Raw genomic sequence first — 22,743 nt, 5'->3', positions numbered from 1 at the left:
AATTAGTTACTGCGAACTGATACAAACTCAGGGTAAGCATCAATACCACAGTCATGTTGATCCATACCGCTTAGTTCTTCTTCTTCGGTAACACGGATACCCATGGTATTTTTCAGAATTGCCCATACGATTGATGACGTGATGAACACAAAACCTAAGATACACACTAAACCAATTAACTGATTAACAAAGGTTGCATCTGAGTTTGATAAAGGCACTAACATGATACCTAATGCACCACACACACCATGAACCGAGATAGCGCCAACTGGGTCATCAATTTTCGCTTTATCAAGTGCAACAATGCTAAACACCACAAGTGAGCCACCTAATAAACCAAGTAAACATGCTAGCAATGGAGAAGGTGACGCTGGCTCAGCTGTAATCGTTACAAGACCTGCTAATGCACCATTTAGCACCATTGTTAAATCGGCTTTACCCCATAACACTTTACAGACAACCAATGCGGCAATTGCACCACAGGCAGCGGCAGCATTTGTATTAAGGAAAATTTTACCTACAGCGGTGGCGTTTTCAGCATCAGAGATCAGCAGTTGTGAACCACCGTTAAAACCAAACCAACCCATCCACAGAATTAATGTACCCAGTGTTGCCAGTGGTAGGTTTGAACCTGGAATTGGGTAAATTTCACCGTTTTTACCGTATTTACCTTTACGAGCGCCTAAGAAAAGAACCCCTGCTAATGCTGCTGCAGCGCCTGCACCATGTACAATGGCCGAACCTGCGAAATCAACAAAGCCCATTTCTGATAAGAACCCGGCACCCCATGTCCAATAACCTTCAATTGGGTAGATAAAACCAGTTAGAATAACCGCGAAGATTAAGAATGCCCATAGCTTCATACGCTCAGCTACGGCACCCGATACAATAGACATCGCCGTTGCAACAAATACCACTTGGAAGAAAAAATCAGATTCTAAAGAGTGATTAGCATCTGACGCCTGCGTGCCAATTAAAGCACCAAACGAAGGAACAAAACCCCCTTCTGCGTTATCAACATACATAATGTTGTAACCCACCAGTAAGAACATAGTGCAAGCAATAGAGAACAGTGCAACGTTTTTAGTTAGTATTTCTGTTGTATTTTTTGCACGAACTAAACCTGCTTCTAACATGGCAAAACCAGCTGCCATCCACATGACTAATACACCCGACATTAAAAAGTAAAATGTGTCGAGCGAGAACTTCAACTCTACTATCGTGTTTTCCATAAATCCCCCTTAAATTGCTTCTTCGTCTAGTTCGCCCGTTCGGATACGAACAATTTGGTCTAGGTCGTAAACGAAAATTTTGCCGTCACCGATTTTGCCTGTTGAAGCAATTTTTGTGATGGTATCAACGACGCGTTGACAATTTTCGCTACGCGTTGCAATTTCAAGTTTGATCTTTGGAATAAAATCGACTTGGTATTCAGCTCCACGATATAGTTCAGTATGACCACGTTGACGGCCAAAGCCTTTAACGTCGACAACTGTCATCCCCTCAATGCCTAAATCAGCCAACGCTTCACGTACATCATCAAGTTTGAATGGCTTTATTATTGCACTAATCATTTTCATAGTGGCCCCCTTCGGACGCTTATTGTTATCCTGTTGGTTTATGTAATCCAACCTTTGTGCCACTATTTTTTATTAAATAATTTCAATAAGTTAAGAGATAGCCACGACGTTCAAACAAAAAAAATGCACCCTCATGGTGCATTTTTTTAACAATTTACCAGCACTGGTGCACTTAATTGGACTGTAAGCTAACCACGCAATTACGTTGTTGCTGTTTTGCCTGATATAACGCTTTATCTGCTAAGCGCATAGCACCAGTCAGTGATACTTTAGAAAATGGCGTAATCCCTATACTCATGGTTAATGAATAAGGCTCGCCATTGATAGAAAACGCGTGCTCGGCCAGTTGCTCTCTAAAGGTATTCAACCTCAGCTCTGCTTTTTCAAGCCCCATATTGTCCAGCACAACCGCAAATTCTTCGCCGCCAATACGTGCAATCGTAAAGTCATCAAATTTTGTTTTTAAGAATGAAGTGACCTGTTTTAATGCTTGATCGCCCGCCTCATGACCAAACTGATCATTAATATTTTTGAAAAAGTCGATGTCTAATAAGGCAAGCACATTGTCTTGCTCAACATGTTTCAGTACTTTTTCTGCATATTGATAAAAATAACGACGATTATACAAACCCGTTAAGTGATCTCGGTATGCGCTTTCTTTTATGTCGGCAATTAAAGCGAGTTGCTCCATGGTTTGCATAACACGGCAATGGAACTCTTCGTTCATAAAAGGTTTTGTTAAGAAGTCATTTGCACCATATTTGATAAAGCGTGCAGATAAGCCGTGTTTGCCCGCCCCCGATAACCCAATAATGGCTAAATCATCACGGCCTCTAAAATTACGTACCGCTTTAACAAGTTCAAAACCGTCCATTGTTGGCATGGCATAATCTGTGAGCAACAATTTAATTTCAGGATCGTCTTTGAGCATTTGCAATGCTTGTTCACCGTCGTGGGCATCACTTACTTCAAACAACTGTTTTTCGAGCATTTGTTTCATTAACGTGCGGCTAAGTACAGAGTCATCAGCAACCAACGCCTTACAACCATGATTACGCAGTAACTGCGCAACGAGTTTAATAGCGTAGTGATAAGAGTCTCTATTATCTTTCACAACGTAATCAACCACACCCAGCTCTAACATTTGTTGGCGAATGTATTCGTCAATCTTTGAGGTTAAAACCACTGTTGGGATATTTTTTGATAGTGTGTATTTAGCCACCTCACCATTCATCGCGTCGGGCAAGGTTAAATCTACAAGCGCCAAGGTATATTCATGCTTAGCAATTAAGGAAATGCCTTCTTTTAGAGACCACGCAAAGTCGACATCCACATCTAAATAGTGGGCAGCCAAGTGACGTAACACCTGCTGTACTACTTTACTGTCTTCAACCACTAACACTCTTTGCATCGCAACTTCTCTTTTATAAGCATGTATTACAAATCATAAAACTTGCTAAATATACGTTATTTTTCAATTTAGCTAAATATTTAACCAAACTATCTTTAATAAAAAACGCGCTTTTTGGTATTTTCTCAGCCATTCTCATTATTTCTCTGTTTAACGACTAATATTGGTGACTAGTCTCAATAGTTTGTCATCGCGCGCGCTTTTCTTTTTAATGACTGCAATTCGAATAATAAGGAATCAACATGAAACTCGTTAGTTTTATTGGTTTGTCTGTGACCGCCCTAACATTGACCTTTAGTACGCCTAGTTTTGCTGAGAACGAACGTCGTATCGACGTAGACAGCAATGTCGTGACTGAACACAAAGCACGTATAAACGGTGAGCGCTTCTCTTACACTGCAACCACTGGGACCCAGCCTGTTTGGGATGAACAAGGAAATGCCGTCGCCACGTTACAATACACCTATTATCAGCGCGATAAAGTAGACGATCGTACAAAGCGCCCGCTGGTGTTTTCGTTTAATGGTGGACCGGGCTCTGCGTCAGTGTGGATGCACCTTGCTTATACTGGACCACGCGTATTAAAAATTGATGACGAAGGTTACCCTGTGCAACCTTATGGCGTTAAAGATAACCCATATTCAATTTTAGATGTTGCAGATATTGTTTACATCAATCCCGTGAATACAGGGTACTCTCGCGTATTAGAGAACGAAAAAGGCGAACTACCAAGTAAATCTGATCAACAAAAAATGTTCTTTGGTGTTAATGCCGACATAAAATACTTAGCGGAGTGGTTAAACACCTTTGTATCGCGTAATGAACGCTGGCGCTCACCCAAATTCTTAATTGGTGAAAGCTATGGTACAACCCGTGTTTCAGGCCTAGCTCACGAATTACAAAACCGTCAATGGATGTATATCAACGGCGTTATTTTAGTCTCACCAACTGAAATTGGCATTAAGCGCGAAGGCCCTGTAGAAGCCGCTAATCGCTTACCTTACTTTGCAGCAACTGCGTGGTATCACAAAGCTTTAAGTGCTGATTTACAAGCTAAAGACTTAGATGAGCTACTACCAGAAGTTGAAGACTTCACGGTAAATAAGTTCCTTCCAGCGATTGCTAAAGGGGGCTTTTTAGCGGCTGATGAAAAACGCGCTATTATCAAGCAAGCAGCTAAATACGCTGGCTTATCAGAGAAATTTGTTGAGCAAAACAACCTTGATATTCCAACTGATTTTTTCTGGAAAGAGCTGCTACGTGACCGCGGTCAAACGGTGGGTCGTTTAGATTCACGCTACTTAGGTATCGATAAACGCGATGCGGGTGAATCACCAGACTACTGGGCAGAGCTCACGTCATGGTTACACTCATTCACACCCGCAATTAACTACTACCTACGTGAAGAGTTAAATTACAAAACTGATATCAAATACAACTTATTTGGTAATGTTCACCCTTGGGACCGCTCAGGTAATAACACTGGCGAAAACCTGCGTTTAGCAATGGCACAAAACCCGTACCTGAATGTCATGATCCAATCTGGTTACTATGATGGTGCAACAAACTACTTTGACGCTAAATACACAATGTGGCAGTTAGATCCAAGTGGCAAAATGAAAGATCGCTTAAGCTTTAAAGGCTACCGCAGTGGTCACATGATGTATTTACGTCATGCCGACCTTAAATCATCAAACAATGACTTACGTGAATTTATTTTGAAATCGCTGCCAGCAGAAGGCAAAGCCGCCAAATACTAATCACGCAAAGTAAATTCCAAAAAGAAAAAAGCCCGTTTTTACGGGCTTTTGTTTATCCATTGATCTATTTAGGTTTATACTTTCAGCCATACACTCTAGAGATTTGGAAATCACAGCATGGCAGAAAAATTTCGTGTGATGTTTGCCGGGCTTGAATCAGGCATAGATCAAACACAAGCGACTGAGCAACTTGCCGCAAAATTAAAAACCAGCACAGACAAAGTTGCAGGGCTTTTTGAGCACAAACCTTTGTTTGCTCCGAGCGATCAAGAAAAAGCACTTAAGCAAGCTAAACTACTGGCCAGTGTTGGCATAAAAGCTAAATTACAACCAGTTAGTCAGCAGCCTGCGAGTATTGGCCTTGACGCAAAGCAACGTGATGAGCGTATTTTTGATGCGCTTGACTACATAACCAGTAGTCTTATTCGCTTAGAAGAAAAGCTAGACGACCTTGAACAACGGCTCCCTGAACTTGAAAACAGCAGTGAACTAAGCAGCACCGATAACTGGCAAGAAGAAGATTTGCTTGATGAAGAAGCATATTGCGAACCTGTTAAAAAGCGTTCAAACACCCTGCTCTATTCATTGATTGCCATGGTGGTTGTGTTGTTAATTGCGCTGGGTATTGTGGAACTGTTTCCTGACCTATTCTCATTTTTAGAAAGTTAATATACATATTGACATGAGCAACATACGAGCAGAAATAAGACAATCTATTCGCAAAAAGCGTAATTCTCTTAGCAAAGAGCAACAAAAAAATGCAGCGATTGCGCTGAAAATGAATTTTACTCAACACCTAAAATCATTAAATACATCCCAAAACCCCCGTATAGGCATTTATTTTAGCAATGATGGAGAACTAGATACCTCATTGTTAATTAAAGAATTATGGCAAAAAAAAGCGCCCCTTTACTTGCCTATAATCCACCCGTTTAATGGCACTACTTTGTACTTTCAAAGGTATGAAGAAAATTCACCCATGACTGCAAATCGCTATGGTATCTTGGAGCCCAAGTTGAATTGCAGTCAAATATGTCCTTTAGACAAGCTTGATATTTTATTAATGCCACTCGTGGCATTTGATGATCAAGGTAACCGTTTAGGTATGGGCGGTGGGTTTTATGACAAAACATTAGCACGATACTACCAAGAGAACTGGCAAAAGCCGATATTAATCGGTCTGGCGCATCAATGTCAGCATGTGCCTTCTTTACCAATAGAATCTTGGGATGTTCCGCTAAAACACATCATCACCCCAGAGAAAATCTACCAATGGTAGCACTTCTCTCTGTATACTATGAACACTTGAATAAGTATCTCTCTGACAGCCAACTGAGCACATAATTATGACGCAAGATGAATTAAAAAAAGCCGCTGCCTGGGCAGCACTCGAATTTGTAAAAGAAAACACCATTGTTGGTGTTGGCACAGGTTCAACAGTAAATCATTTTATTGATGCACTAGACACGGTAAAAGACACCCTTGTGGGTGCTGTTTCAAGTTCAGAAGCTTCAACTGAAAAGTTAAAAGCACTTGGTATTGAAGTATTTGAGCTTAATGATGTGCAAAGCCTTGATGTTTATGTTGATGGCGCTGATGAAATCAACCCACACAACGAAATGATTAAAGGCGGTGGCGCTGCGCTAACACGCGAGAAAATAGTCTCTGCGGTAGCAAAACAATTTGTATGTATTGTTGATGAATCAAAAGAAGTTGAGACATTAGGGGCATTCCCACTGCCAGTTGAAGTAATCCCAATGGCTCGCAGCTACGTTGCTCGTGAACTCGTAAAACTTGGGGGTGATCCAGTGTACCGCCAAGGTGTAGTGACAGACAACGGCAACATCATTTTAGATGTGCATAATCTTGATATCAGCAATGCCAAAGAATTAGAGCTAACAATCAATCAGATTGTTGGGGTAGTTACAAACGGCTTGTTTGCCCATCGCGGTGCAGACAAAGTTATTATCGGCACCAAAAATGGGCCGCAAATCAAGTAAATAGGAATGAGGATATGAGTAAGGTATCGTTAGCAAAAGACAAAATTAAAATTCTCTTGCTGGAAGGCGTGCACCAAAGTGCTGTAGAAACGCTAAAGCGTAATGGTTACAGTAACATTGACTACGTGAAAACGTCCTTACCTGAAGACGAGCTCATTGAGCGCATTAAAGATGTGCACTTTGTTGGCCTTCGTTCTCGTACTCATATTAATCAAGCGGTATTAGAAGCAGCTGAAAAGCTTGTTGCAGTAGGCTGCTTCTGTATCGGTACAAACCAAGTTGATCTGCAAGCTGCACGTGAGCGTGGTATTGCTGTATTCAACGCACCATTCTCAAACACGCGCTCTGTTGCAGAGTTAGTGCTTGGTGAAATCTTATTACTTCTTCGTGGTATTCCACAGCGTAACGCCCTCGCTCATCGCGGTGGTTGGTTAAAATCAGCCAACGGTTCATTTGAAGCCCGTGGTAAAACGTTAGGTATTGTTGGTTACGGCCACATTGGTACACAACTCGGTATCATGGCTGAAAACATCGGTATGAACGTAGAGTTCTTTGATATCGAAGACAAACTATCGCTTGGTAATGCGACACAAGTACATAACCTTACCCAGTTATTGCAACGTGCCGATGTAATTAGCTTACACGTACCAGAAACGCCGCAAACTAAAAACCTAATTGGTATGGCTGAGCTTGAAGTCATGAAGCAAGGCGCGATTTTAATCAATGCCTCACGCGGTACAGTGGTTGATATTGATGCGCTTGCAGAAGCACTGCGCGAGAAAAAGCTAAGCGGTGCTGCTATCGACGTATTCCCTGTTGAACCAAAATCGAATGACGAAGAATTTGTTTCACCTCTGCGTGGTTTTGATAACGTTATTTTGACCCCACACATTGGTGGCTCAACGCAAGAAGCACAAGAGAACATTGGTATTGAAGTTGCGGGTAAACTTGCTAAATATTCAGATAATGGGTCAACAATTACAGCCGTGAACTTCCCTGAAGTATCACTGCCTGAACTCGCTAACCGCAGTCGCTTATTGCACGTACACCAAAATAGACCCGGCGTGTTAACGCAAATTAACCAAGCGTTTGCACAGCACGGTATCAATATCGCAGCACAGTACTTACAAACTGACGAAGCGATTGGTTACGTAGTAATTGATGTAGACACAGACCATTCAGAAGTCGCACTTAAAGAACTAAGTGCAGTTGAAGGTACAATCAGAGCTCGTATCTTACACTAATCGCTCACACAGCGAATAAGCAAAAAGCGCAACCAGTTTGACTGATTGCGCTTTTTTGATGTTGAGCTTAAGCCACCCTCTCTCAGTTAATTTTGTGTGAAGATAAGAGCGGAGCGAAAGCAGCTTAAAACCGCTCCTGTGCTTGTTTTTGTTAGGCATTTATTGACACTACATTAATACCCAGCGTCATTGGTGGAAAAATATGCCTGATAACGAGGCTTGATCCATTCTCTAAAACAAAAACGTATTGGTTTATAACATCCTCACCTAGATGATCACTCTGGTACATTTCACTTATTCGCAATGGCAGGTCAGTAATATTAAAAGGTATGGATGACTCTATCGTATCTACCTTTTCTAGCATTAACCCTAAACCAGGAAAACGATCGGTAATATCTACTTCACACGGTTTGATTGAGTAAGATTCTTGGCCTTGAAACACTAAGTTTATGTCATAGCAAATTAAAAAGCCTTCATTAGTCTCATCACGCCATGCCGGATGAACTTTTTCGTGATTGTGACCAGTTTGAACAGCCACAAGACTTTTTCCGATTAAGCTCCTAAAGTCGATCATATATGCCTAACAATTTTATAGTGCGCGCTTCGCGCATCTTTCTGCCAATGTCACGCTCATGTATTAATAAATCTATTTCTAACAAATAACGTAATGCATTGCCAACTATAATATTTTTATTATCACTTAGAATATTCAGAAAAAGAAAATGCGTTAGCGGAACATTCGTTTTGCAAAATAGAGCCAATAGTATTAAACGACTTGGACCCTCTCTTGATTGCTCAAAGCAATCATTAAAGGATTTACCCTAACTTGTTTTGGGGCAGAATCGGTTTGGCTTGGTTAGACTGAAAATAAAACGGAAACAACCACCAGCTCACGTACACTTCCCTGTGTAAATCACGCCGGTGAGTCAGTAAATTTTACTTATCGGCTGGCTTTGCATCCGCGGCCTTATCTGGCTGTTTTTCGCTGATCATGGTGTTTAATTTCTCGCCGCCTTTAATACCAAAATCTAACGTGCGGATTGGGAATGGAATGGTCATATTAGCTTCGCTTAAGGCGTTTCTAACAGCCACAACAGCTTTGTGGCGTACAGTCATAAAGTCAGCTTCACCGGGGTACTTAATCCAAAACCACACCAGTAAATTAATGCTGCTATCGCCAAAGCTTTCGGCGTACACGGCGGTCTCTTCTTGCTTGATCACAAAATCAAATTCATTGATTTTTTTAACGATAACCTCTGCAGCTTGCTCTGGGTCATCGGCATACGAAATACCCACAGGCACCTCAATACGGCGAACGCCTAACGTACTGTAATTACTAAGTATGTTTCTAAATAAAATTTTATTAGGTACGAGAATTAGTTGTCCATAAAAATTCTCGATAAGGGTGTTTCTTAGGTTAATCGCGCTCACTGTACCAAATACACTTTCCGTTCGAATGACATCACCTGCTTTAAAGGGTTTACGGATACCCATGGCAATACCTGCGATTAAGTTTTCGGTCATATCCTGAAAAGCAAAACCGATAGCAAGACCAACAATACCAGCACCTGCGAGTAATGAAGTCACGGTGCCTCTGAGGCCTAAAAAATCGAGCGCAACAAACAGCCCTACACAAAGAATAACCACTTTTGCAATAGACGACATCAAATCAGCAATTTGCGTTGATTCCAAAGAGCGACGTAAGATTTTACGCAGCATTGAGCCACACACTCGCGCTAAAAGCGAAAATAAAATGGTTATTATGATTGCGACGATGAAGTTAGGAATATGACTTATAACAATATCAATCCAACCACCAAGCTTCTCTTCAATGAGCTTTTCAGCTTCACTAACGGATGGAATTTTTAGCATGTTTATACCTTGTTATCTTATATTAACTAACTCGGTAATTTGCAAAATGAACGCCATGTTTAATCAGACAAATAAAAACCATAAAAAAAGCCGTGCATCGCACGGCTTTTAACACACTAAAGTAGGCTCTTTTTTCTAGTGCTGTTCTTCTCGCAGAAAAACAGGTTCGAGCTCTTTCGCGGTTGCATCGCTACTGAAGTAATAACCCGCTACTGTGAAATCTTTTAAATCACTCAATTGAGTAATTTTATTCTCAATAATGTAACGCGCCATCATGCCGCGGGCTTTTTTCGCGTAAAAGCTGATCACTTTATACTGGCCGTTTTTACAATCTTTAAAATGAGGTGTAATAATTTGTGCATTTAAGGCTTTTTTATCAACTGCTTTAAAATACTCATTTGAAGCAAGGTTTACTAAGTACTTACTGTCTTGCTCTGCCAAGACTGTATTGAGTTTTTCGGCTATCACACTCCCCCAAAACTCATACAAGTTTTTACCGCGTGGATTTTCAAGCTTGGTGCCCATTTCTAGGCGGTAAGCTTGCATTAAATCGAGCGGCTTAAGCACACCGTAAAGGCCAGATAAAATTCGTAAGTGAGACTGTGCATAATCTAAGTCAGAATGTGTTAACGACTGTGCATCTAAACCACCATACACATCACCATTAAATGCAAGGACGGCTTGTTTTGCGTTTTCTGTTGTAAACGGCTGTGACCACTGTGCGAATCGCGCTGCATTTAAACCGGCTAGTTTATCACTGATTTTCATTAAACTGCCAATTTGGGCAGGGGTTAAATCACGGCAAACTGACATTAACTCTTCGCTGTGCTCGAGTAATTCAGGCTGAGTGAATTTGTCGGTCGTGGCTGGTGTTTCATAATCTAAATTTTTTGCAGGTGAAATAACTGTGATCATAGATAGCTATTGACTTGTAATTTGTTTGATGTCAATTTCAACATTAAATGAATCAAAATGCACGTTTTGTTTCGCCCCGCCTTAATTCGCTGCATTTTCACATCTAATGCCTTAGTTTTCTTAGTTAAGGACATTTGACCTATTAAACACTGTCATAGTGTTGCAGCATTAAGGTGGCTATAATGGATTTTCTTTTAACTTGCTTGGAATGAGGAAAGCAAATGACTTCAGCACTACAAAGGCTTAAACAGCATTCATCTATTGTTGCAGATACAGGTGATATTGAAGCTATCAAAAAGCACCAACCAGAAGATGCAACAACTAACCCATCTTTACTTTTAAAAGCCAGTGAAATTGAAGCGTATAAACCTTATCTAGACAAGGCATGGCAATACGCAAAAGAAACAGAGCAAGATGCAGCCAAGCAACTTGAACTTGCTTGCGATTATTTTGCCGTATTAATTGGTAAAGAAATCAGCGAAATTGTACCGGGTTATATCTCGACAGAAGTCGATGCGCGTTTATCTTTCGATACACAAGCGACGATTGATAAAGCACATACTTTACTTAGCCTTTACGAAAAAGAAGGGGTAAGCAAAGATAAAATTCTTATTAAAGTTGCATCAACGTGGGAAGGCATCAAAGCTGCCGAGCAATTAGAAAAAGAAGGCACTAAGTGTAACTTAACGCTGTTATTCTCAGAAGCACAAGCACGTGCCTGTGCCGACGCAAATGTATTTCTAATTTCACCGTTTGTTGGCCGTATTCTTGACTGGCATGTAGCGAATGGTATGGAAAAACCGACTGATCCAATGCAAGACCCTGGTGTACAGTCTGTTCGTAGTATTTATGAATTCTACAAACGCCATGACTATAAAACAGTCGTGATGGGTGCAAGCTTCCGTAACACGGGTGAAATCATCGCGCTTACTGGTTGTGATAAATTAACAATCAGCCCTGCATTACTTGAAGAGCTTGGTGAGCTTACAGACGCACAAGAGTACTTACTTGAAAGCGACTTTACCGTTGAACCAAAACCAGCACCACTGACTGAAAGTGAGTTCCGTTGGTTACATAATCAAGATGCCATGGCGACAGAAAAACTAGCTGAGGGCATTCGCTCTTTTGCCGAAGCGCAGCTTGAATTAGAAGCACGCTTTAAAGCAATGTAATCTGCAAAAATCATTATAAATAAACGCCACCGCTCTCGGTGGCGTTTTTGTTTATATACCATACAAAATTTTGATCTATTCATCTAGCAATCACATTTCTGTAACAATATCGTCACTTTTTTATTCTATTTTTGTCTAGCCTGTGGTATAGGTATTTCCGAGGTTCAAAATAATCAATAGGAGAAGTTCATGGATAGCCTAGACGATATTTTAGAAATATTAGAAGGTCCTAGTACAACAAAAAAGACCTCTACAAAAAATAAAAAGAGAAAATGGCGCGAAATCGAAGCTTTGAAAGATAAGCACAGATTACGTAAAGAACTACAGGAGTTAGACTACTTTACAGACAGTATAGCGATTGATGAGCTAGACTTTTAAACCAAGGCCCGCAAGGGCCTTTTGTTTGCATTAAATTTTAGGAAGGTGCCAATTAATCGGTGTTTTATGCTGTTCGCTCAGTCGCTGATTGATCGTTGAAAAGTGCTTACACCCAAAAAAACCTCGATGTGCAGACAAAGGTGAGGGATGAGGGCCTTGGATCACATGATGACGCGATGTATCGATGTGTTTACCTTTCTTTTGTGCATGTGCCCCCCACAAAACAAACACAACTCCCTCACATTGCTGATTGATCAGTGCGATAACTTGGTCTGTAAACTGCTCCCATCCCAAGTGCTTATGTGAATGCGCGTTTCCCTGCTCAACGGTCAGTACTGTATTCAATAAAAACACGCCCTGCTCTGCCCAGCTTTGTAAGTAACCATGCTCAGGTATTTCGAATCCGTCGATATCTGTGGCCAGTTCTTTATAGATGTTTTTAAGTGAAGGTGGCAGTTTTTTAACCTCAGGTTGCACTGAAAAGCATAATCCATGTGCCTGCCCTTCACCGTGATAAGGGTCTTGCCCTAAAATAACCACTTTCACATCGTTTAAAGGAGTGGCGTTAAAGGCTGAGAAAACCTGTTCTTCAGGTGGGAATACAACAACACCCGCAGCGCGTTTATCAGCAACATAGGTTAGTGTGTCTTGCATATAGGGCTTGGCTAATTCAGCCTTTAAAAAATCTTGCCAGTTGGTCATTTTGAAGCCTGTATTTGCTTTCTTGAAATGTCTATTTTACCACACATCTCGCTCAAGCCATCAAGCATGCGGGTTGTAAAGCGATGTAATAAATCAGCGTTAACACTTATAAATTGGTTATGCTGAACGGCCGGTAATTCAGGCCATTGTCGCCAATCTATTTGAGGTTGCGGCTTTTTCGATTTTTCATCGGGGATAATAATCACCTCGGGTTTACTTACCAGCACATTTTCAATACTGATACGCGGATAATCGGTTTCACTGTTTGCAAATACATTGTCAGCATGGCAAATCGTTAGTAACTGATTAATCCATGTGTTACCACCCACCGTCATCATCGGCTCTGGCCATAACTGATAAAACACACTCACTGGGGGTTTATCCTGCTGTGAAGCGCGGATGGCAGCAAGCTTTACTTCAAACTCAGTGGCGACTCTATCGGCTCGCGTTTTTAAATGGGTTAACTCACCTAATTTACGTAACTCATCAGCCACATTATCCACTTGGTCTGGGTTACTGTAAGCAACCGGAATACCTAATTTCTCAATGTAAGCAAGATCTTCAGCTTTATTACCGGTCTTCCATGCAAGAACAAGATCAGGTTTCAGCGATAAGAGCCTTTCCATATTGATGCCATAGTAACCTCCCACTCGTTCAATTTCATTGGCTTGTGCAGGGTAATCGGCATAATCGACGGTTCCAACGATGCGATCTCCAGCACCAATTGCAAACAGGTTTTCGACTATATGCGGAGCCAAAGCAACGATACGCTGAGGCTCTTTAATTTCATGTGCGTAAGAAAACTGAGCCAACCACATCAATGCCCATAAGCAACTAAAGGTCAGTGCTTTCATATTAGTAATCAAACCCTTTTTGTGCCTTTATGCCAGCATCAAATGCATGCTTCACGTTACGTACTTCACTCACTGTGTCTGCAAGTTCTGTGAGTTTTCGGTGCGCGCCTCGCCCTGTAATAATCACTGATTGCATTGCAGGTCGCGAACTAATTGCAGCAATGACTTCATCTAAATCAATGTAGCCATAGGTAATCATATAAGTGATTTCATCGAGCATCACTAAATTAATAGACTCATCTTTTAGCATTCGTTTTGCTTCTTGCCATGTTACTTGCGCTGCCGCTGTGTCAGAGTCTTTATTTTGAGTCTCCCAAGTGAAACCCGTATTCATAATGACAAATTCGACGCCTGCTTTTTCGAGTAAATTACGTTCACCGCACTCCCAAGTGCCTTTAATAAACTGACAAACAGCTGCTTTCATGCCATGACCCACAGCACGCGCTACAGTACCAAAGCCTGAGGTTGATTTTCCTTTCCCGTTACCTGTAATGACCTGAAAAATACCTTGCTCTTTTTGAGCCGCGGCGATGCGCTCGTCTACTTTTTGTTTTACTTTTTGTTGGCGCTGTTGGTGCTTATCTTGGTTGTTTTCGCTCATTATTTTTCCTTACTAAAGGTGTCATAAATATTGATAATTTGCTCAATATCCATATGTTTTTCCACTACGTCTGCGAGTCTATTTAACTGCTGTTCGCGGTGTTGATTAAGATCGATAGGTGTCAATTTCGTCTCAGGCTCTAGCCATCTGACCAACTGATTTACTGCATCAGGTGTATCAAAAAGCCCATGTAAGTAAGTACCTGCTACTTGGTTATCATCGCTAATAAAGCCGTCATGGGTAAAGCCATTCGGATGCTGTTCAAACGTTATAAAAGGCTGTTCAAGCGCTGGCCCCTCACTTATTCCGGCATGTATTTCATAACCACAAACTTGCTGTTCGCTGCTGTTTAAATGCAATATTCCAGTTACTTGTGTCAGCACTTTTTGTTGGCCTAACTGAGTTTCAAAATTAGCGATTCCCAACCCTTTTGCTTCCCCAAGTCTAGACTCGACAGAATGAGGATCGGCAATTCGCATCCCTAACATTTGTAGGCCACCACAAATCCCCAGCACTTTGCCTGAATAACGAAGATGGCGGTGTATTTGTTTGTCCCACCCTTCATTTTTTAGAAAGGCTAAATCGCTTAACACATTCTTACTACCTGGAATAATAATTAGATCAACATCAGGAATCGATTGTGTATGACGGACATAGTGAAGGTCTATTTCTGGTTGCAGTCTGAGGACATCGAAATCAGTGTGATTACTAATATGAGGTAAAAGAAGAACAGCAATGTGTAACTGTGGCTCAGCAACTTTATTAGCAATAGCCACGGCATCTTCGGCATCTAAGGCTAAATCATGTAAGTATGGCAAAACCCCCAATACAGGTTTATTCGTGTATTGCTCAAGCCAATCTAAACCACTTTGTAACAGTGCTATATCACCACGAAAACGATTTATTACAAACCCTTTTACGCGCGCTTGCTCTGATTCAGATAACAACGCTAACGTCCCAACCAGGTGAGCAAAAACCCCGCCTTTATCAATATCGGCAATAATGATCACTGGGCAATCGACAGCCTCAGCATAACCCATGTTAGCAATATCATTTTCTCTGAGATTAATTTCTGCTGGACTGCCTGCGCCTTCAACAACTAATAGCTCAAACCGTTCGCTTAAGCGCTTTTGAGAGGTGAGTACAGCGTCCATAGCGACCTTTTTATAATCGTGGTAACTGCCGGCTTCCATATTCGAAAGCGCTTTTCCATGCACAATAACTTGTGCACCTGTATCGCTATTTGGTTTTAGTAAAATAGGGTTAAAATCAACCTCAGCGGGCACATTAGCTGCCACTGCTTGCAGTGCTTGTGCACGCCCTATCTCGCCTCCATCGGCGGTTACAGCACTATTAAGTGCCATGTTTTGCGGCTTAAAAGGCGCAACCTTAATGCCGCGTTTAGCAAAAATGCGACACAATGCCGCCACTAAAGTGCTTTTACCTGCATCAGATGTCGTGCCTTGCACCATAAGGGTTTTCATCATTGCTCCCTCTTTAATGTTTGTGCAAGGCCAGCAATAATAAACTCAACCCGAGCAACCTGCTTGGCAAGTGATTGGTGTAACCAACCCGAATGATCAACAAACTGGCGGCTCAATTCACCCAATGGCACAATACCATGGCCTACTTCATTGCTAACAAAAATAACCTCGCAGGGAAGCTCTTTAAGCACATCAAGTAGTGCTGCTTTTTGCTCTAGCCAATATGCTTCACCGTGCTGACATAAACAATTACTCAGCCAAAGTGTTAAGCAATCAACCAAAATACAGCGGTCTGCTTTGCCATGCTCTTTGAGCACTTTAGCCAATTGCAGTGGCTCTTCGATAACTTGCCAACGCCCATCGCGCTCTAATTGATGACGTGCAATGCGTTCAGCCATTTCACTATCACCCGCATTGGCTGTCGCAAGATAAATAATCGATTTGCCTGAATTGCTAGCTAGTTGCTCTGCAAAGCGGCTTTTACCACTGCGTGCGCCACCTAAAATCAAGGTATGTGGTTGCTTCATAACATGCTCACTAAGGTTAAATATACAGCCAGCTCAGCAATTTGTTGTGCGGCACCTAGGCAGTCTCCGGTATAACCTGATAACTGTTTTTTAAACCAGTGAATCAATATAAAACGCGTTATAGTAAGTACAAGGATTACAGTGAAGATGTGCCAAATACTGAACACTGAAAATAACCATGCGAAAAGTATCACTGCCCCGCCTGTCACAAGCAGTATTTGGTAACTTTCGGTGCTTAAATACATCGCAACGGGTTTTACTTTGCTGGTTGCATCGTGACTAACATAATCCATGTCAGCAATTAAACTCGTTGCGACAATTCGGCTTAAGCTCTGCCCTAATAGCAACGCAATGAGTAGCAAATTTAGTGACTCAGACAACACAACTAAACTTTGAAACTTAATAAGCAGCACAATAATAAGTGCAGCCGCTCCGTAAGTTCCTAAACGGCTGTCTTTCATAATGGTCAGCTTATCTTCAACTTTCCAGCCACCACCAAAGCCATCCCATACATCTGCTAACCCATCTTCATGAAATGCCCCCGTCAAAATTAACCCTAAGGCCATAACAAGTGCCACGGAAATTGAAGCAGGAAAAAAGTAACTAAACACGAGATAACCTAAACTTAAAATCCCCGCAAGTAGAACCCCTACCAAAGCAAAATAGCGACTGGCTTGGTTCAATGCCGTCGTTGATACCTCAAAATTAAGCGTCACAGGTATACGTGTTAAAAAACTAACAGCTAGCAATAATAGCTGCTTTTGAGAAGGCGATGGGTTGTGTGTATTCATTGCTTAAACAACCTGCTCAACATGTGCATCTGCAAAACTTGCCATTTCGTTATAAAATGCAAGCGATGATTGTAATAATGGTAACGCCAAGGCGGCACCACTGCCCTCTCCCAAGCGCAAATTAAGGTTTAATAATGGCAATGCGTCTAACGCTGCCAGCATGGCTTTATGTCCTTGCTCATCTGAGGCGTGAGCAAAAATCATATAATCACGTGCATGCGCGTTTATACGTGTCGCAACCAATGCTGCGGCACTGCAAATAAAGCCATCAATAACCACCACCATGCCTAATTCCGCCGCGGCTAAAATAGCACCTGTTATTTGAACTATTTCAAAGCCACCCAGCGCCGCTAATGTCATTAATGGATCGTTTAGATGTGCCTGATGCAAATTAACGGCTTGTTCAACAACCGCAATTTTTTTAGCTACCACCTCATCCGTTACGCCCGTGCCCTTACCTACACATTGAGCGGCAGGTAATGATAATAGAGCAGCCATTAGTGCTGCCGCACTGGTTGTGTTACCAATCCCCATTTCACCGAATGCTACGGTATTACACCCTGTATTTTTTATTGCATTCACACGCTGCTTAGCAAACTTAAAGCCTTGTTCAACTTGCGCTGGCGACATCGCCATTGAGGTATTTATTGACTCAGTAATATGCCCTAAACGTTGATTATGAACACTAATATGATGCTGTTCTGACAAAGTGCCTGCATCAACGACCTCAAGCTGCCATCCAAGTTGACGACAAAATACATTAATTGCCGCTCCACCATGCGCAAAATTCGCAATCATTTGTGAAGTCACACTGCTTGGCGCAATCGAAACCCCTTGGCTAGCAACACCATGGTCACCTGCAAAAACGACGAGTGTCGGCGCGTTAATAACGGGTTTAAATTCATCTACAGCGTGCTCTGAGTTAAGAGATTGACTTAAAATGAGTGTCAACGTTTTTGCGCACTCTTCTAATTGACCAAGCGCTCCTAAGGGTTTGGTTTTAAGATCTATTTTTTGTTGAATTACAGATGCATACTGCGAGTTAAGAGGTGCGATATTAAACATGGGCTACCTGCGCTGTTTACGAAAATAAAGTAAAGATAAAAAGAACACACTGCCTATAGCCGCAGTGATCACACCCACAGGCAATTCTTGATTAGTCAGTAAAGTACGACAAAGCACATCGACCCATACCATAAATGTACCACCAACAAGGCTCGTCATTAAAAGGTTGTGGCTTGAGCCTTGCGACGTAAAGTAGCGGACAATATGCGGGATCATAAGCCCAACAAAGCCAACCCCCCCACACATAGCGACCAAAACAGCAGTAATTAACGAACTAAGCAGTAACATTAAAATACGAAAACGTTGAGCATGAATCCCCAGTGTTGCCGCGCTTTCATCACCAAGTAACATAGCGTTTAACTGACGACGAAAAGCGATCATTAACGTCATACACGCAATGATTACGGTGAGCGGGATCCAGAGCGTTCCCCACTCAGCACGTGAAAAACTTCCCATAGTCCAAAATAAGATAGCTGTAATCGCTTGAGGATCGCTAAAATAAAGTAATAAACTGGTTAAAGCACTAAACAGAAATGACAGTGCGACCCCCGCCAATAACATCGCTTCAACTTGCCCTACATGGCGACGCCCAGCAATGCCAATCAACAAAAACATAGAGAGTAAGCTGCCCAAAAATGCAGCAATCGACATACTAAAGCCAAAACTCACACCGGTAAGCGATATAAAGCAAACCACACCAAATGAGGCACCTGAAGAAATACCAAATAAGTAAGGGTCTGCCAACGGGTTTCGCGTTACGGTTTGTAATATAAGCCCAGCAAGCGCGAGCCCAGCTCCAGCTAAAAACGCCAATATCATACGTGGCATGCGCAGTTGCAAAATAATACGCTGGATAAATTCATCACTGCCCTGGCTGATTAAACTATGCAGCACATCACTCATTGATGTACTCGCGGCACCAAAACTGAGTGCTAAAAAGCAACTGACAAGTGCAACGCATACACAGAGACTAAAACGCACCCTATCAGTCATCTTGATGCTCCTGTCTGTTATAGCCGTAATAGTAGGTAATATGTGGCACGAACTCATCAAACGAGGTTGACTGAGGATGAGCAGACACTCTTGCACAAACACCAAAAACATCACTTAACAGCTGCTCTGTAAGCACCTCTTTTGGTGTGCCTTGCGTAATTAATTGACCTTCATCGATAACAAGTAACTCATCACATACGCTAGCAGCTAGATTTAAATCATGAAATGAAGCGAGCACAGTGACATCAAGTGACTTAGCAAGCTCCATAATTTGAATTTGATACTTAACGTCAAGATGGCTGGTTGGCTCATCCATAATCAATAACTTTGGTTGCTGAACAATTGAGCGGGCTATAAGTGCACGCTGTTTTTCTCCACCCGAAAGTGAATCAAAGCTTTGCTGTGTGTGATGACTTAAACCAACCTGCTCGATTGCTTGATAAATACGCTTTTTATCATCGGCATTAGTCGCACTAAACAGGGTTTTATGTGGGGTGAGACCTAAACTAACTACATCGAAAACAGATAAATTAAATTGCGAAGGAGACTCTTGTAAAACCACAGCAACATTTTTAGCGAATTCATCAGCACTGATTTGCCAAATGTTATCGCCAGCTAAAAAGACTGCACCTTGTTGTGGTTTTAAATAGCGATATAAGCAACGCAATAAACTTGATTTACCGGCACCATTAGGCCCCAGCAAACCAATGAATTGACCTGCATTTAACTGCAAATTGATTGATTTAAGAATTGTTTTATCAGCAATTCCCCAGCTTAAATCAGATACTGAAATTAAAGGGGTTGTGCCTTGGCTTTTTAATTGCAAATTACACTCTCTTGGCGAGTTTTATCAACGCACCAGAAAGCACTGACCTATATCAGTAGATAACGTGAGTTGACCCGCTCAATGATACTAATTAGTTTGAATATTAAATCGCTCAAATCGATAAACACTCTACTGTATTAGCATAATAAGACTAATTGTTGTTGCTAAGTATCTGGCTGACCATGTTCATCATGGATTACAGTTGCGGGAACAGCTGGAGAATCTCACCCCATTCCATAGCATATAGATATACCTAAACGACCTCATGATGCGAGTTTCTGTTGGAATTAAAGCAATATAGGCAAAAGAAATTGATTACACAGAATGGTTATTCCCTTCCTAAAATCAATAACGCGGAATTAATCGCTTTATACCAACCCGCAGAGCGTTGTTCAAAAACTTACTTTCTAAGTTGTTACTTATAAACGTGCTGCAAAGTAACGCCTTGATATAAAGCCCCTGTAAAACGCCGAAATCTAAATTTTGAGGTAGTTCGGTATATTATGGCGGGCTAAGTAAATAATTCAATGAATATCACTCTAGATGGCTAAAAAACTATTTTAGGCCACACTTGCCCTTGTTCATCTATATATACATCTAACGTTATTAACCCTGCATAAGGTAAATGAAAAACATTAAGGTGAGTATTCGTTTGTTTAGGCATATGACAAATAATAGCGAGGATTTGTTTAATTACACCGGCGTGGCTAATCACTAATGATTGCGTATGTTTGGACTCTGTAAGCGAAACTAAAAATGCCTGCCACCATGCTTCGACTCGCGCGTAAAAGTCAGCCATTAATTCACCATTTGGCACTTTAACCTGCCACGGATGTTGCCAAAAATCACCGACATGAGGTTTACCATTTTGTTGCCAAAGTTGTTGGTAATCTTGGCCATCCCAGTCACCAAAATTAAACTCTTTCAATGCATTGTTATATTGCACATTGATTGTATGCTGACGAGCTAAGAATTCTGCATGCGTTGAACAACGTTTTAGCGGAGAGCTATAAATAGCATCGAAGCGAGATAATTTTGCGCTTGCTAGACGCATCTGTTCATAGCCTACATCTGACAAAGCAACATCAACGTGCCCACAAAGAATGCCCGGAGTTGCAATTTCGCCATGACGTAGTAAGTAAACCCGTGAAGTAAATGCGTCCATAAATATCCTTAATCAGCCATACAAGACGGTAACGCGTTTCTAGCTCAGTGTCGAGTTAGGCTAAACGAATTAAGCGAACATCAAAATGCAGCACTGCATTTGCACCAATTTTACCACCATTCCCCTTTTTACCCCACGCAAGCGCAGGAGGGATCACAAATTCATAGCGAGATCCTATATTCATCAACAAAAGCCCCTCTCTTAGGCCTTCAATCGCTTCCGATAAAGCAAACACCTCCGGCATACCCGCTTTATAGCTATCGGCAATAACATGACCGTCAGCGAGCATAATTCGTTGATTAATAACAACAGTATCAAACTCTGTGAGCTTGTCACCTGCCGCATCCTCTACAACTTTATACATCAAACCCGATGGGCACACTTGTGTATCTGGATGAGCTGAAAATTTGCTGATAAATGCTTCACTATTCTTACGGTTTAAACCTGATGAGCCTTTCGATTTTGTTGTTTTCTTACGAGACACAAAACACCTTAATTGTATTACAAATATAAAGCGCTTTATCGCATAACAAAGATAGGGAAGCAAGGAGTTTAAAGTAGAGTAGCAAGCGCTAAAAACTCAACAATGTCTTAATCTGAAAGATACACTACAGTGGCAATTCAGAGACTTTTCAGCACTAAAGTGCCTTTTACGTCCTAATTATCTCAGCGTGAGGTGAAATAAGCGATTTAAGAGAACCTTTCAATCTGTGTGATCAGACATCTATTTTCTGACATCCGATATAGTAGAAAGCATTAAACACAAAAAAGCCCGATTCTTTCGAGTCGGGCTTTCTTTAATTAGGATCCTGGCGATGTCCTACTTTCACATGGCAAATGCCACACTATCATCGGCGCTGTTTCGTTTCACTACTGAGTTCGGCATGGGGTCAGGTGGGTCCAAAACGCTATTGTCACCAAGAAAATTCTTTTCAATTTTCTTATTATTAATTTTTAAATTTAAAGTCTTTCGACTGAATTAGGAGCCTGGCGATGTCCTACTTTCACATGGCAAATGCCACACTATCATCGGCGCTGTTTCGTTTCACTACTGAGTTCGGCATGGGGTCAGGTGGGTCCAAAACGCTATTGTCACCAAGCAAAATGCGTGGAAAGGATTCTCGACAAAGCGCATCGCGCTTACRAGTCCTTTGCGCAAGGTGAACTGATTTCGCATTAAGCGCTGCGGTTCACCCTACATAAAATTCGGAAATCTGATAATCGTAAAATCTACTTTAGTATACTAACTTCTGTCTGTTACGCTGTCATAAAACGCGTTTGGCGTTGTATGGTTAAGCCTCACGGGTAATTAGTACAGGTTAGCTTAATGGCTCACACCACTTCCACATCCTGCCTATCAACGTTGTAGTCTTCAACGGCCCTTCAGAGACTTTAAAAGAAAG

At 41.6% G+C, this 22,743-nt stretch carries 24 protein-coding genes, 3 rRNA genes and 1 riboswitch; of the genes, 7 read left to right on the top strand and 20 right to left on the bottom strand.

Annotation, left to right across the window (positions count from 1 at the left end; genetic code table 11):
- Positions 1-2: 2 nt before the first annotated feature.
- From BWD47_RS18000 to BWD47_RS17990, 3 genes are all read right to left on the bottom strand, one after another.
- Positions 3-1,232, bottom strand: coding sequence for an ammonium transporter (locus tag BWD47_RS18000; protein ID WP_036966432.1), 1,230 nt, complete (start codon positions 1,230-1,232; stop codon positions 3-5).
- Positions 1,233-1,241: 9 nt separating this feature from the next.
- Positions 1,242-1,580, bottom strand: a complete 339-nt coding sequence (locus tag BWD47_RS17995) for a P-II family nitrogen regulator (RefSeq protein WP_036966429.1) — start codon at positions 1,578-1,580, stop codon at positions 1,242-1,244.
- Positions 1,581-1,752: 172 nt separating this feature from the next.
- Entirely contained in the window at positions 1,753-2,991 is a 1,239-nt protein-coding gene (locus BWD47_RS17990) for a diguanylate cyclase domain-containing protein (RefSeq protein WP_036966426.1), read from the bottom strand.
- Positions 2,992-3,233: 242 nt separating this feature from the next.
- On the opposite strand from BWD47_RS17990, the gene BWD47_RS17985 reads away from it, so the two are divergent.
- The 5 genes from BWD47_RS17985 to serA all read left to right on the top strand — a co-directional run bounded on the left by BWD47_RS17985 (position 3,234) and on the right by serA (position 7,995).
- Complete coding sequence (locus BWD47_RS17985) at positions 3,234-4,751, top strand: S10 family peptidase (protein WP_075594425.1); 1,518 nt, start codon at positions 3,234-3,236, stop codon at positions 4,749-4,751.
- A gap of 117 nt (positions 4,752-4,868) precedes the next feature.
- Positions 4,869-5,420: a hypothetical protein gene (locus BWD47_RS17980; RefSeq protein ID WP_036966421.1), complete on the top strand. Its 552-nt coding sequence runs from the start codon at positions 4,869-4,871 to the stop codon at positions 5,418-5,420.
- A gap of 13 nt (positions 5,421-5,433) precedes the next feature.
- A complete protein-coding gene (locus tag BWD47_RS17975; protein WP_075594424.1) occupies positions 5,434-6,030 on the top strand; it encodes a 5-formyltetrahydrofolate cyclo-ligase in 597 nt (198 codons plus the stop codon).
- A 67-nt stretch (positions 6,031-6,097) separates the two neighbouring features.
- Complete coding sequence (gene rpiA, locus BWD47_RS17970) at positions 6,098-6,751, top strand: ribose-5-phosphate isomerase RpiA (RefSeq protein WP_065978661.1); 654 nt, start codon at positions 6,098-6,100, stop codon at positions 6,749-6,751.
- Positions 6,752-6,765: 14 nt separating this feature from the next.
- A complete protein-coding gene (serA, locus tag BWD47_RS17965) occupies positions 6,766-7,995 on the top strand; it encodes a phosphoglycerate dehydrogenase (RefSeq protein ID WP_065978662.1) in 1,230 nt (409 codons plus the stop codon).
- A 151-nt stretch (positions 7,996-8,146) separates the two neighbouring features.
- On the opposite strand, the gene BWD47_RS17960 is transcribed toward serA, so the two are convergent.
- The 3 genes from BWD47_RS17960 to yaaA all read right to left on the bottom strand — a co-directional run bounded on the left by BWD47_RS17960 (position 8,147) and on the right by yaaA (position 10,782).
- A complete protein-coding gene (locus BWD47_RS17960; protein WP_143474508.1) occupies positions 8,147-8,533 on the bottom strand; it encodes a hypothetical protein in 387 nt (128 codons plus the stop codon).
- A 398-nt stretch (positions 8,534-8,931) separates the two neighbouring features.
- Positions 8,932-9,867: a mechanosensitive ion channel family protein gene (locus BWD47_RS17950; RefSeq protein ID WP_075594421.1), complete on the bottom strand. Its 936-nt coding sequence runs from the start codon at positions 9,865-9,867 to the stop codon at positions 8,932-8,934.
- A 135-nt stretch (positions 9,868-10,002) separates the two neighbouring features.
- Entirely contained in the window at positions 10,003-10,782 is a 780-nt protein-coding gene (gene yaaA, locus BWD47_RS17945; RefSeq protein WP_036966396.1) for a peroxide stress protein YaaA, read from the bottom strand.
- Positions 10,783-11,003: 221 nt separating this feature from the next.
- Here yaaA and tal point away from each other — a divergent pair, with 221 nt between their 5' ends.
- Both tal and BWD47_RS17935 read left to right on the top strand, forming a co-directional pair.
- A complete protein-coding gene (gene tal / locus BWD47_RS17940) occupies positions 11,004-11,954 on the top strand; it encodes a transaldolase (protein WP_036966394.1) in 951 nt (316 codons plus the stop codon).
- 189 nt (positions 11,955-12,143) lie between these two features.
- Complete coding sequence (locus BWD47_RS17935; RefSeq protein WP_036966391.1) at positions 12,144-12,332, top strand: DUF3545 family protein; 189 nt, start codon at positions 12,144-12,146, stop codon at positions 12,330-12,332.
- Between the two features lie 30 nt (positions 12,333-12,362).
- Here the strand turns inward: BWD47_RS17935 and ung are convergent, their stop codons facing one another.
- The 14 genes from ung to BWD47_RS20205 form a co-directional block, all read right to left on the bottom strand.
- A complete protein-coding gene (gene ung, locus BWD47_RS17930; protein ID WP_036966388.1) occupies positions 12,363-13,034 on the bottom strand; it encodes a uracil-DNA glycosylase in 672 nt (223 codons plus the stop codon).
- Positions 13,031-13,852 (bottom strand): cobalamin-binding protein, encoded by an 822-nt coding sequence (locus BWD47_RS17925; protein WP_231387333.1) that lies wholly within the window; start codon positions 13,850-13,852, stop codon positions 13,031-13,033. The genes ung and BWD47_RS17925 overlap by 4 nt, the downstream gene beginning before the upstream one ends.
- Positions 13,853-13,889: 37 nt before the next feature.
- Positions 13,890-14,489, bottom strand: a complete 600-nt coding sequence (gene cobO, locus BWD47_RS17920; RefSeq protein ID WP_036966385.1) for a cob(I)yrinic acid a,c-diamide adenosyltransferase — start codon at positions 14,487-14,489, stop codon at positions 13,890-13,892.
- Positions 14,489-15,973: a cobyric acid synthase gene (locus tag BWD47_RS17915; protein WP_075594444.1), complete on the bottom strand. Its 1,485-nt coding sequence runs from the start codon at positions 15,971-15,973 to the stop codon at positions 14,489-14,491. Before BWD47_RS17915 ends, cobO begins: the two co-directional genes overlap by 1 nt.
- A complete protein-coding gene (gene cobU, locus BWD47_RS17910) occupies positions 15,973-16,500 on the bottom strand; it encodes a bifunctional adenosylcobinamide kinase/adenosylcobinamide-phosphate guanylyltransferase (RefSeq protein ID WP_075594420.1) in 528 nt (175 codons plus the stop codon). The genes BWD47_RS17915 and cobU overlap by 1 nt, the downstream gene beginning before the upstream one ends.
- Positions 16,497-17,291 carry an adenosylcobinamide-GDP ribazoletransferase gene (locus BWD47_RS17905; protein WP_075594419.1) on the bottom strand — a complete coding sequence of 265 codons (795 nt, stop codon included), beginning with the start codon at positions 17,289-17,291 and terminating at the stop codon, positions 16,497-16,499. The genes cobU and BWD47_RS17905 overlap by 4 nt, the downstream gene beginning before the upstream one ends.
- A gap of 3 nt (positions 17,292-17,294) precedes the next feature.
- Positions 17,295-18,356, bottom strand: a complete 1,062-nt coding sequence (gene cobT / locus BWD47_RS17900; protein ID WP_075594418.1) for a nicotinate-nucleotide--dimethylbenzimidazole phosphoribosyltransferase — start codon at positions 18,354-18,356, stop codon at positions 17,295-17,297.
- Positions 18,357-18,359: 3 nt separating this feature from the next.
- Positions 18,360-19,349, bottom strand: coding sequence for an iron ABC transporter permease (locus BWD47_RS17895; RefSeq protein WP_074989056.1), 990 nt, complete (start codon positions 19,347-19,349; stop codon positions 18,360-18,362).
- Positions 19,342-20,175 (bottom strand): ABC transporter ATP-binding protein, encoded by an 834-nt coding sequence (locus BWD47_RS17890; RefSeq protein ID WP_074989057.1) that lies wholly within the window; start codon positions 20,173-20,175, stop codon positions 19,342-19,344. The genes BWD47_RS17895 and BWD47_RS17890 overlap by 8 nt, the downstream gene beginning before the upstream one ends.
- A gap of 149 nt (positions 20,176-20,324) precedes the next feature.
- Positions 20,325-20,447, bottom strand: a riboswitch (cobalamin riboswitch).
- A gap of 275 nt (positions 20,448-20,722) precedes the next feature.
- Complete coding sequence (locus tag BWD47_RS17885) at positions 20,723-21,340, bottom strand: histidine phosphatase family protein (RefSeq protein WP_036966373.1); 618 nt, start codon at positions 21,338-21,340, stop codon at positions 20,723-20,725.
- Positions 21,341-21,395: 55 nt separating this feature from the next.
- A complete protein-coding gene (locus tag BWD47_RS17880) occupies positions 21,396-21,824 on the bottom strand; it encodes an FKBP-type peptidyl-prolyl cis-trans isomerase (protein ID WP_065978673.1) in 429 nt (142 codons plus the stop codon).
- 323 nt (positions 21,825-22,147) lie between these two features.
- Positions 22,148-22,262: ribosomal RNA gene (gene rrf / locus BWD47_RS17875) — 5S ribosomal RNA — on the bottom strand.
- A gap of 63 nt (positions 22,263-22,325) precedes the next feature.
- Positions 22,326-22,440, bottom strand: a 5S ribosomal RNA gene (gene rrf, locus BWD47_RS17870).
- A 188-nt stretch (positions 22,441-22,628) separates the two neighbouring features.
- A 23S ribosomal RNA gene (locus BWD47_RS20205) occupies positions 22,629-22,743 on the bottom strand; the annotation flags it as partial.

It is taken from the genome of Pseudoalteromonas sp. PAB 2.2 (genome assembly GCF_001938575.1).
In the GTDB taxonomy this organism is placed as follows: Bacteria; Pseudomonadota; Gammaproteobacteria; order Enterobacterales; family Alteromonadaceae; genus Pseudoalteromonas; species Pseudoalteromonas lipolytica.
The sequence above is the reverse complement of the archived record's forward strand: the minus strand, read 5'-3'. Positions and strand labels throughout refer to the sequence as shown.

Excerpts from the sequence above, each read along its gene's own strand:
- rpiA (WP_065978661.1), top strand. The coding sequence starts at position 6,098 with ATGACGCAAGATGAATTAAAAAAAGCCGCTGCCTGGGCAGCACTCGAA.
- BWD47_RS17895 (WP_074989056.1), bottom strand. The coding sequence starts at position 19,349 with ATGACTGATAGGGTGCGTTTTAGTCTCTGTGTATGCGTTGCACTTGTC.
- BWD47_RS17975 (WP_075594424.1), top strand. The coding sequence starts at position 5,434 with ATGAGCAACATACGAGCAGAAATAAGACAATCTATTCGCAAAAAGCGT.
- cobT (WP_075594418.1), bottom strand. The coding sequence starts at position 18,356 with ATGTTTAATATCGCACCTCTTAACTCGCAGTATGCATCTGTAATTCAA.
- BWD47_RS17995 (WP_036966429.1), bottom strand. The coding sequence starts at position 1,580 with ATGAAAATGATTAGTGCAATAATAAAGCCATTCAAACTTGATGATGTA.
- BWD47_RS17915 (WP_075594444.1), bottom strand. The coding sequence starts at position 15,973 with ATGAAAACCCTTATGGTGCAAGGCACGACATCTGATGCAGGTAAAAGC.
- BWD47_RS18000 (WP_036966432.1), bottom strand. The coding sequence starts at position 1,232 with ATGGAAAACACGATAGTAGAGTTGAAGTTCTCGCTCGACACATTTTAC.
- BWD47_RS17990 (WP_036966426.1), bottom strand. The coding sequence starts at position 2,991 with ATGCAAAGAGTGTTAGTGGTTGAAGACAGTAAAGTAGTACAGCAGGTG.
- BWD47_RS17985 (WP_075594425.1), top strand. The coding sequence starts at position 3,234 with ATGAAACTCGTTAGTTTTATTGGTTTGTCTGTGACCGCCCTAACATTG.
- BWD47_RS17950 (WP_075594421.1), bottom strand. The coding sequence starts at position 9,867 with ATGCTAAAAATTCCATCCGTTAGTGAAGCTGAAAAGCTCATTGAAGAG.
- serA (WP_065978662.1), top strand. The coding sequence starts at position 6,766 with ATGAGTAAGGTATCGTTAGCAAAAGACAAAATTAAAATTCTCTTGCTG.
- BWD47_RS17905 (WP_075594419.1), bottom strand. The coding sequence starts at position 17,291 with ATGAATACACACAACCCATCGCCTTCTCAAAAGCAGCTATTATTGCTA.
- cobO (WP_036966385.1), bottom strand. The coding sequence starts at position 14,489 with ATGAGCGAAAACAACCAAGATAAGCACCAACAGCGCCAACAAAAAGTA.
- tal (WP_036966394.1), top strand. The coding sequence starts at position 11,004 with ATGACTTCAGCACTACAAAGGCTTAAACAGCATTCATCTATTGTTGCA.
- ung (WP_036966388.1), bottom strand. The coding sequence starts at position 13,034 with ATGACCAACTGGCAAGATTTTTTAAAGGCTGAATTAGCCAAGCCCTAT.
- BWD47_RS17935 (WP_036966391.1), top strand. The coding sequence starts at position 12,144 with ATGGATAGCCTAGACGATATTTTAGAAATATTAGAAGGTCCTAGTACA.
- BWD47_RS17925 (WP_231387333.1), bottom strand. The coding sequence starts at position 13,852 with ATGTGGTTGGCTCAGTTTTCTTACGCACATGAAATTAAAGAGCCTCAG.
- yaaA (WP_036966396.1), bottom strand. The coding sequence starts at position 10,782 with ATGATCACAGTTATTTCACCTGCAAAAAATTTAGATTATGAAACACCA.
- BWD47_RS17980 (WP_036966421.1), top strand. The coding sequence starts at position 4,869 with ATGGCAGAAAAATTTCGTGTGATGTTTGCCGGGCTTGAATCAGGCATA.
- cobU (WP_075594420.1), bottom strand. The coding sequence starts at position 16,500 with ATGAAGCAACCACATACCTTGATTTTAGGTGGCGCACGCAGTGGTAAA.
- BWD47_RS17885 (WP_036966373.1), bottom strand. The coding sequence starts at position 21,340 with ATGGACGCATTTACTTCACGGGTTTACTTACTACGTCATGGCGAAATT.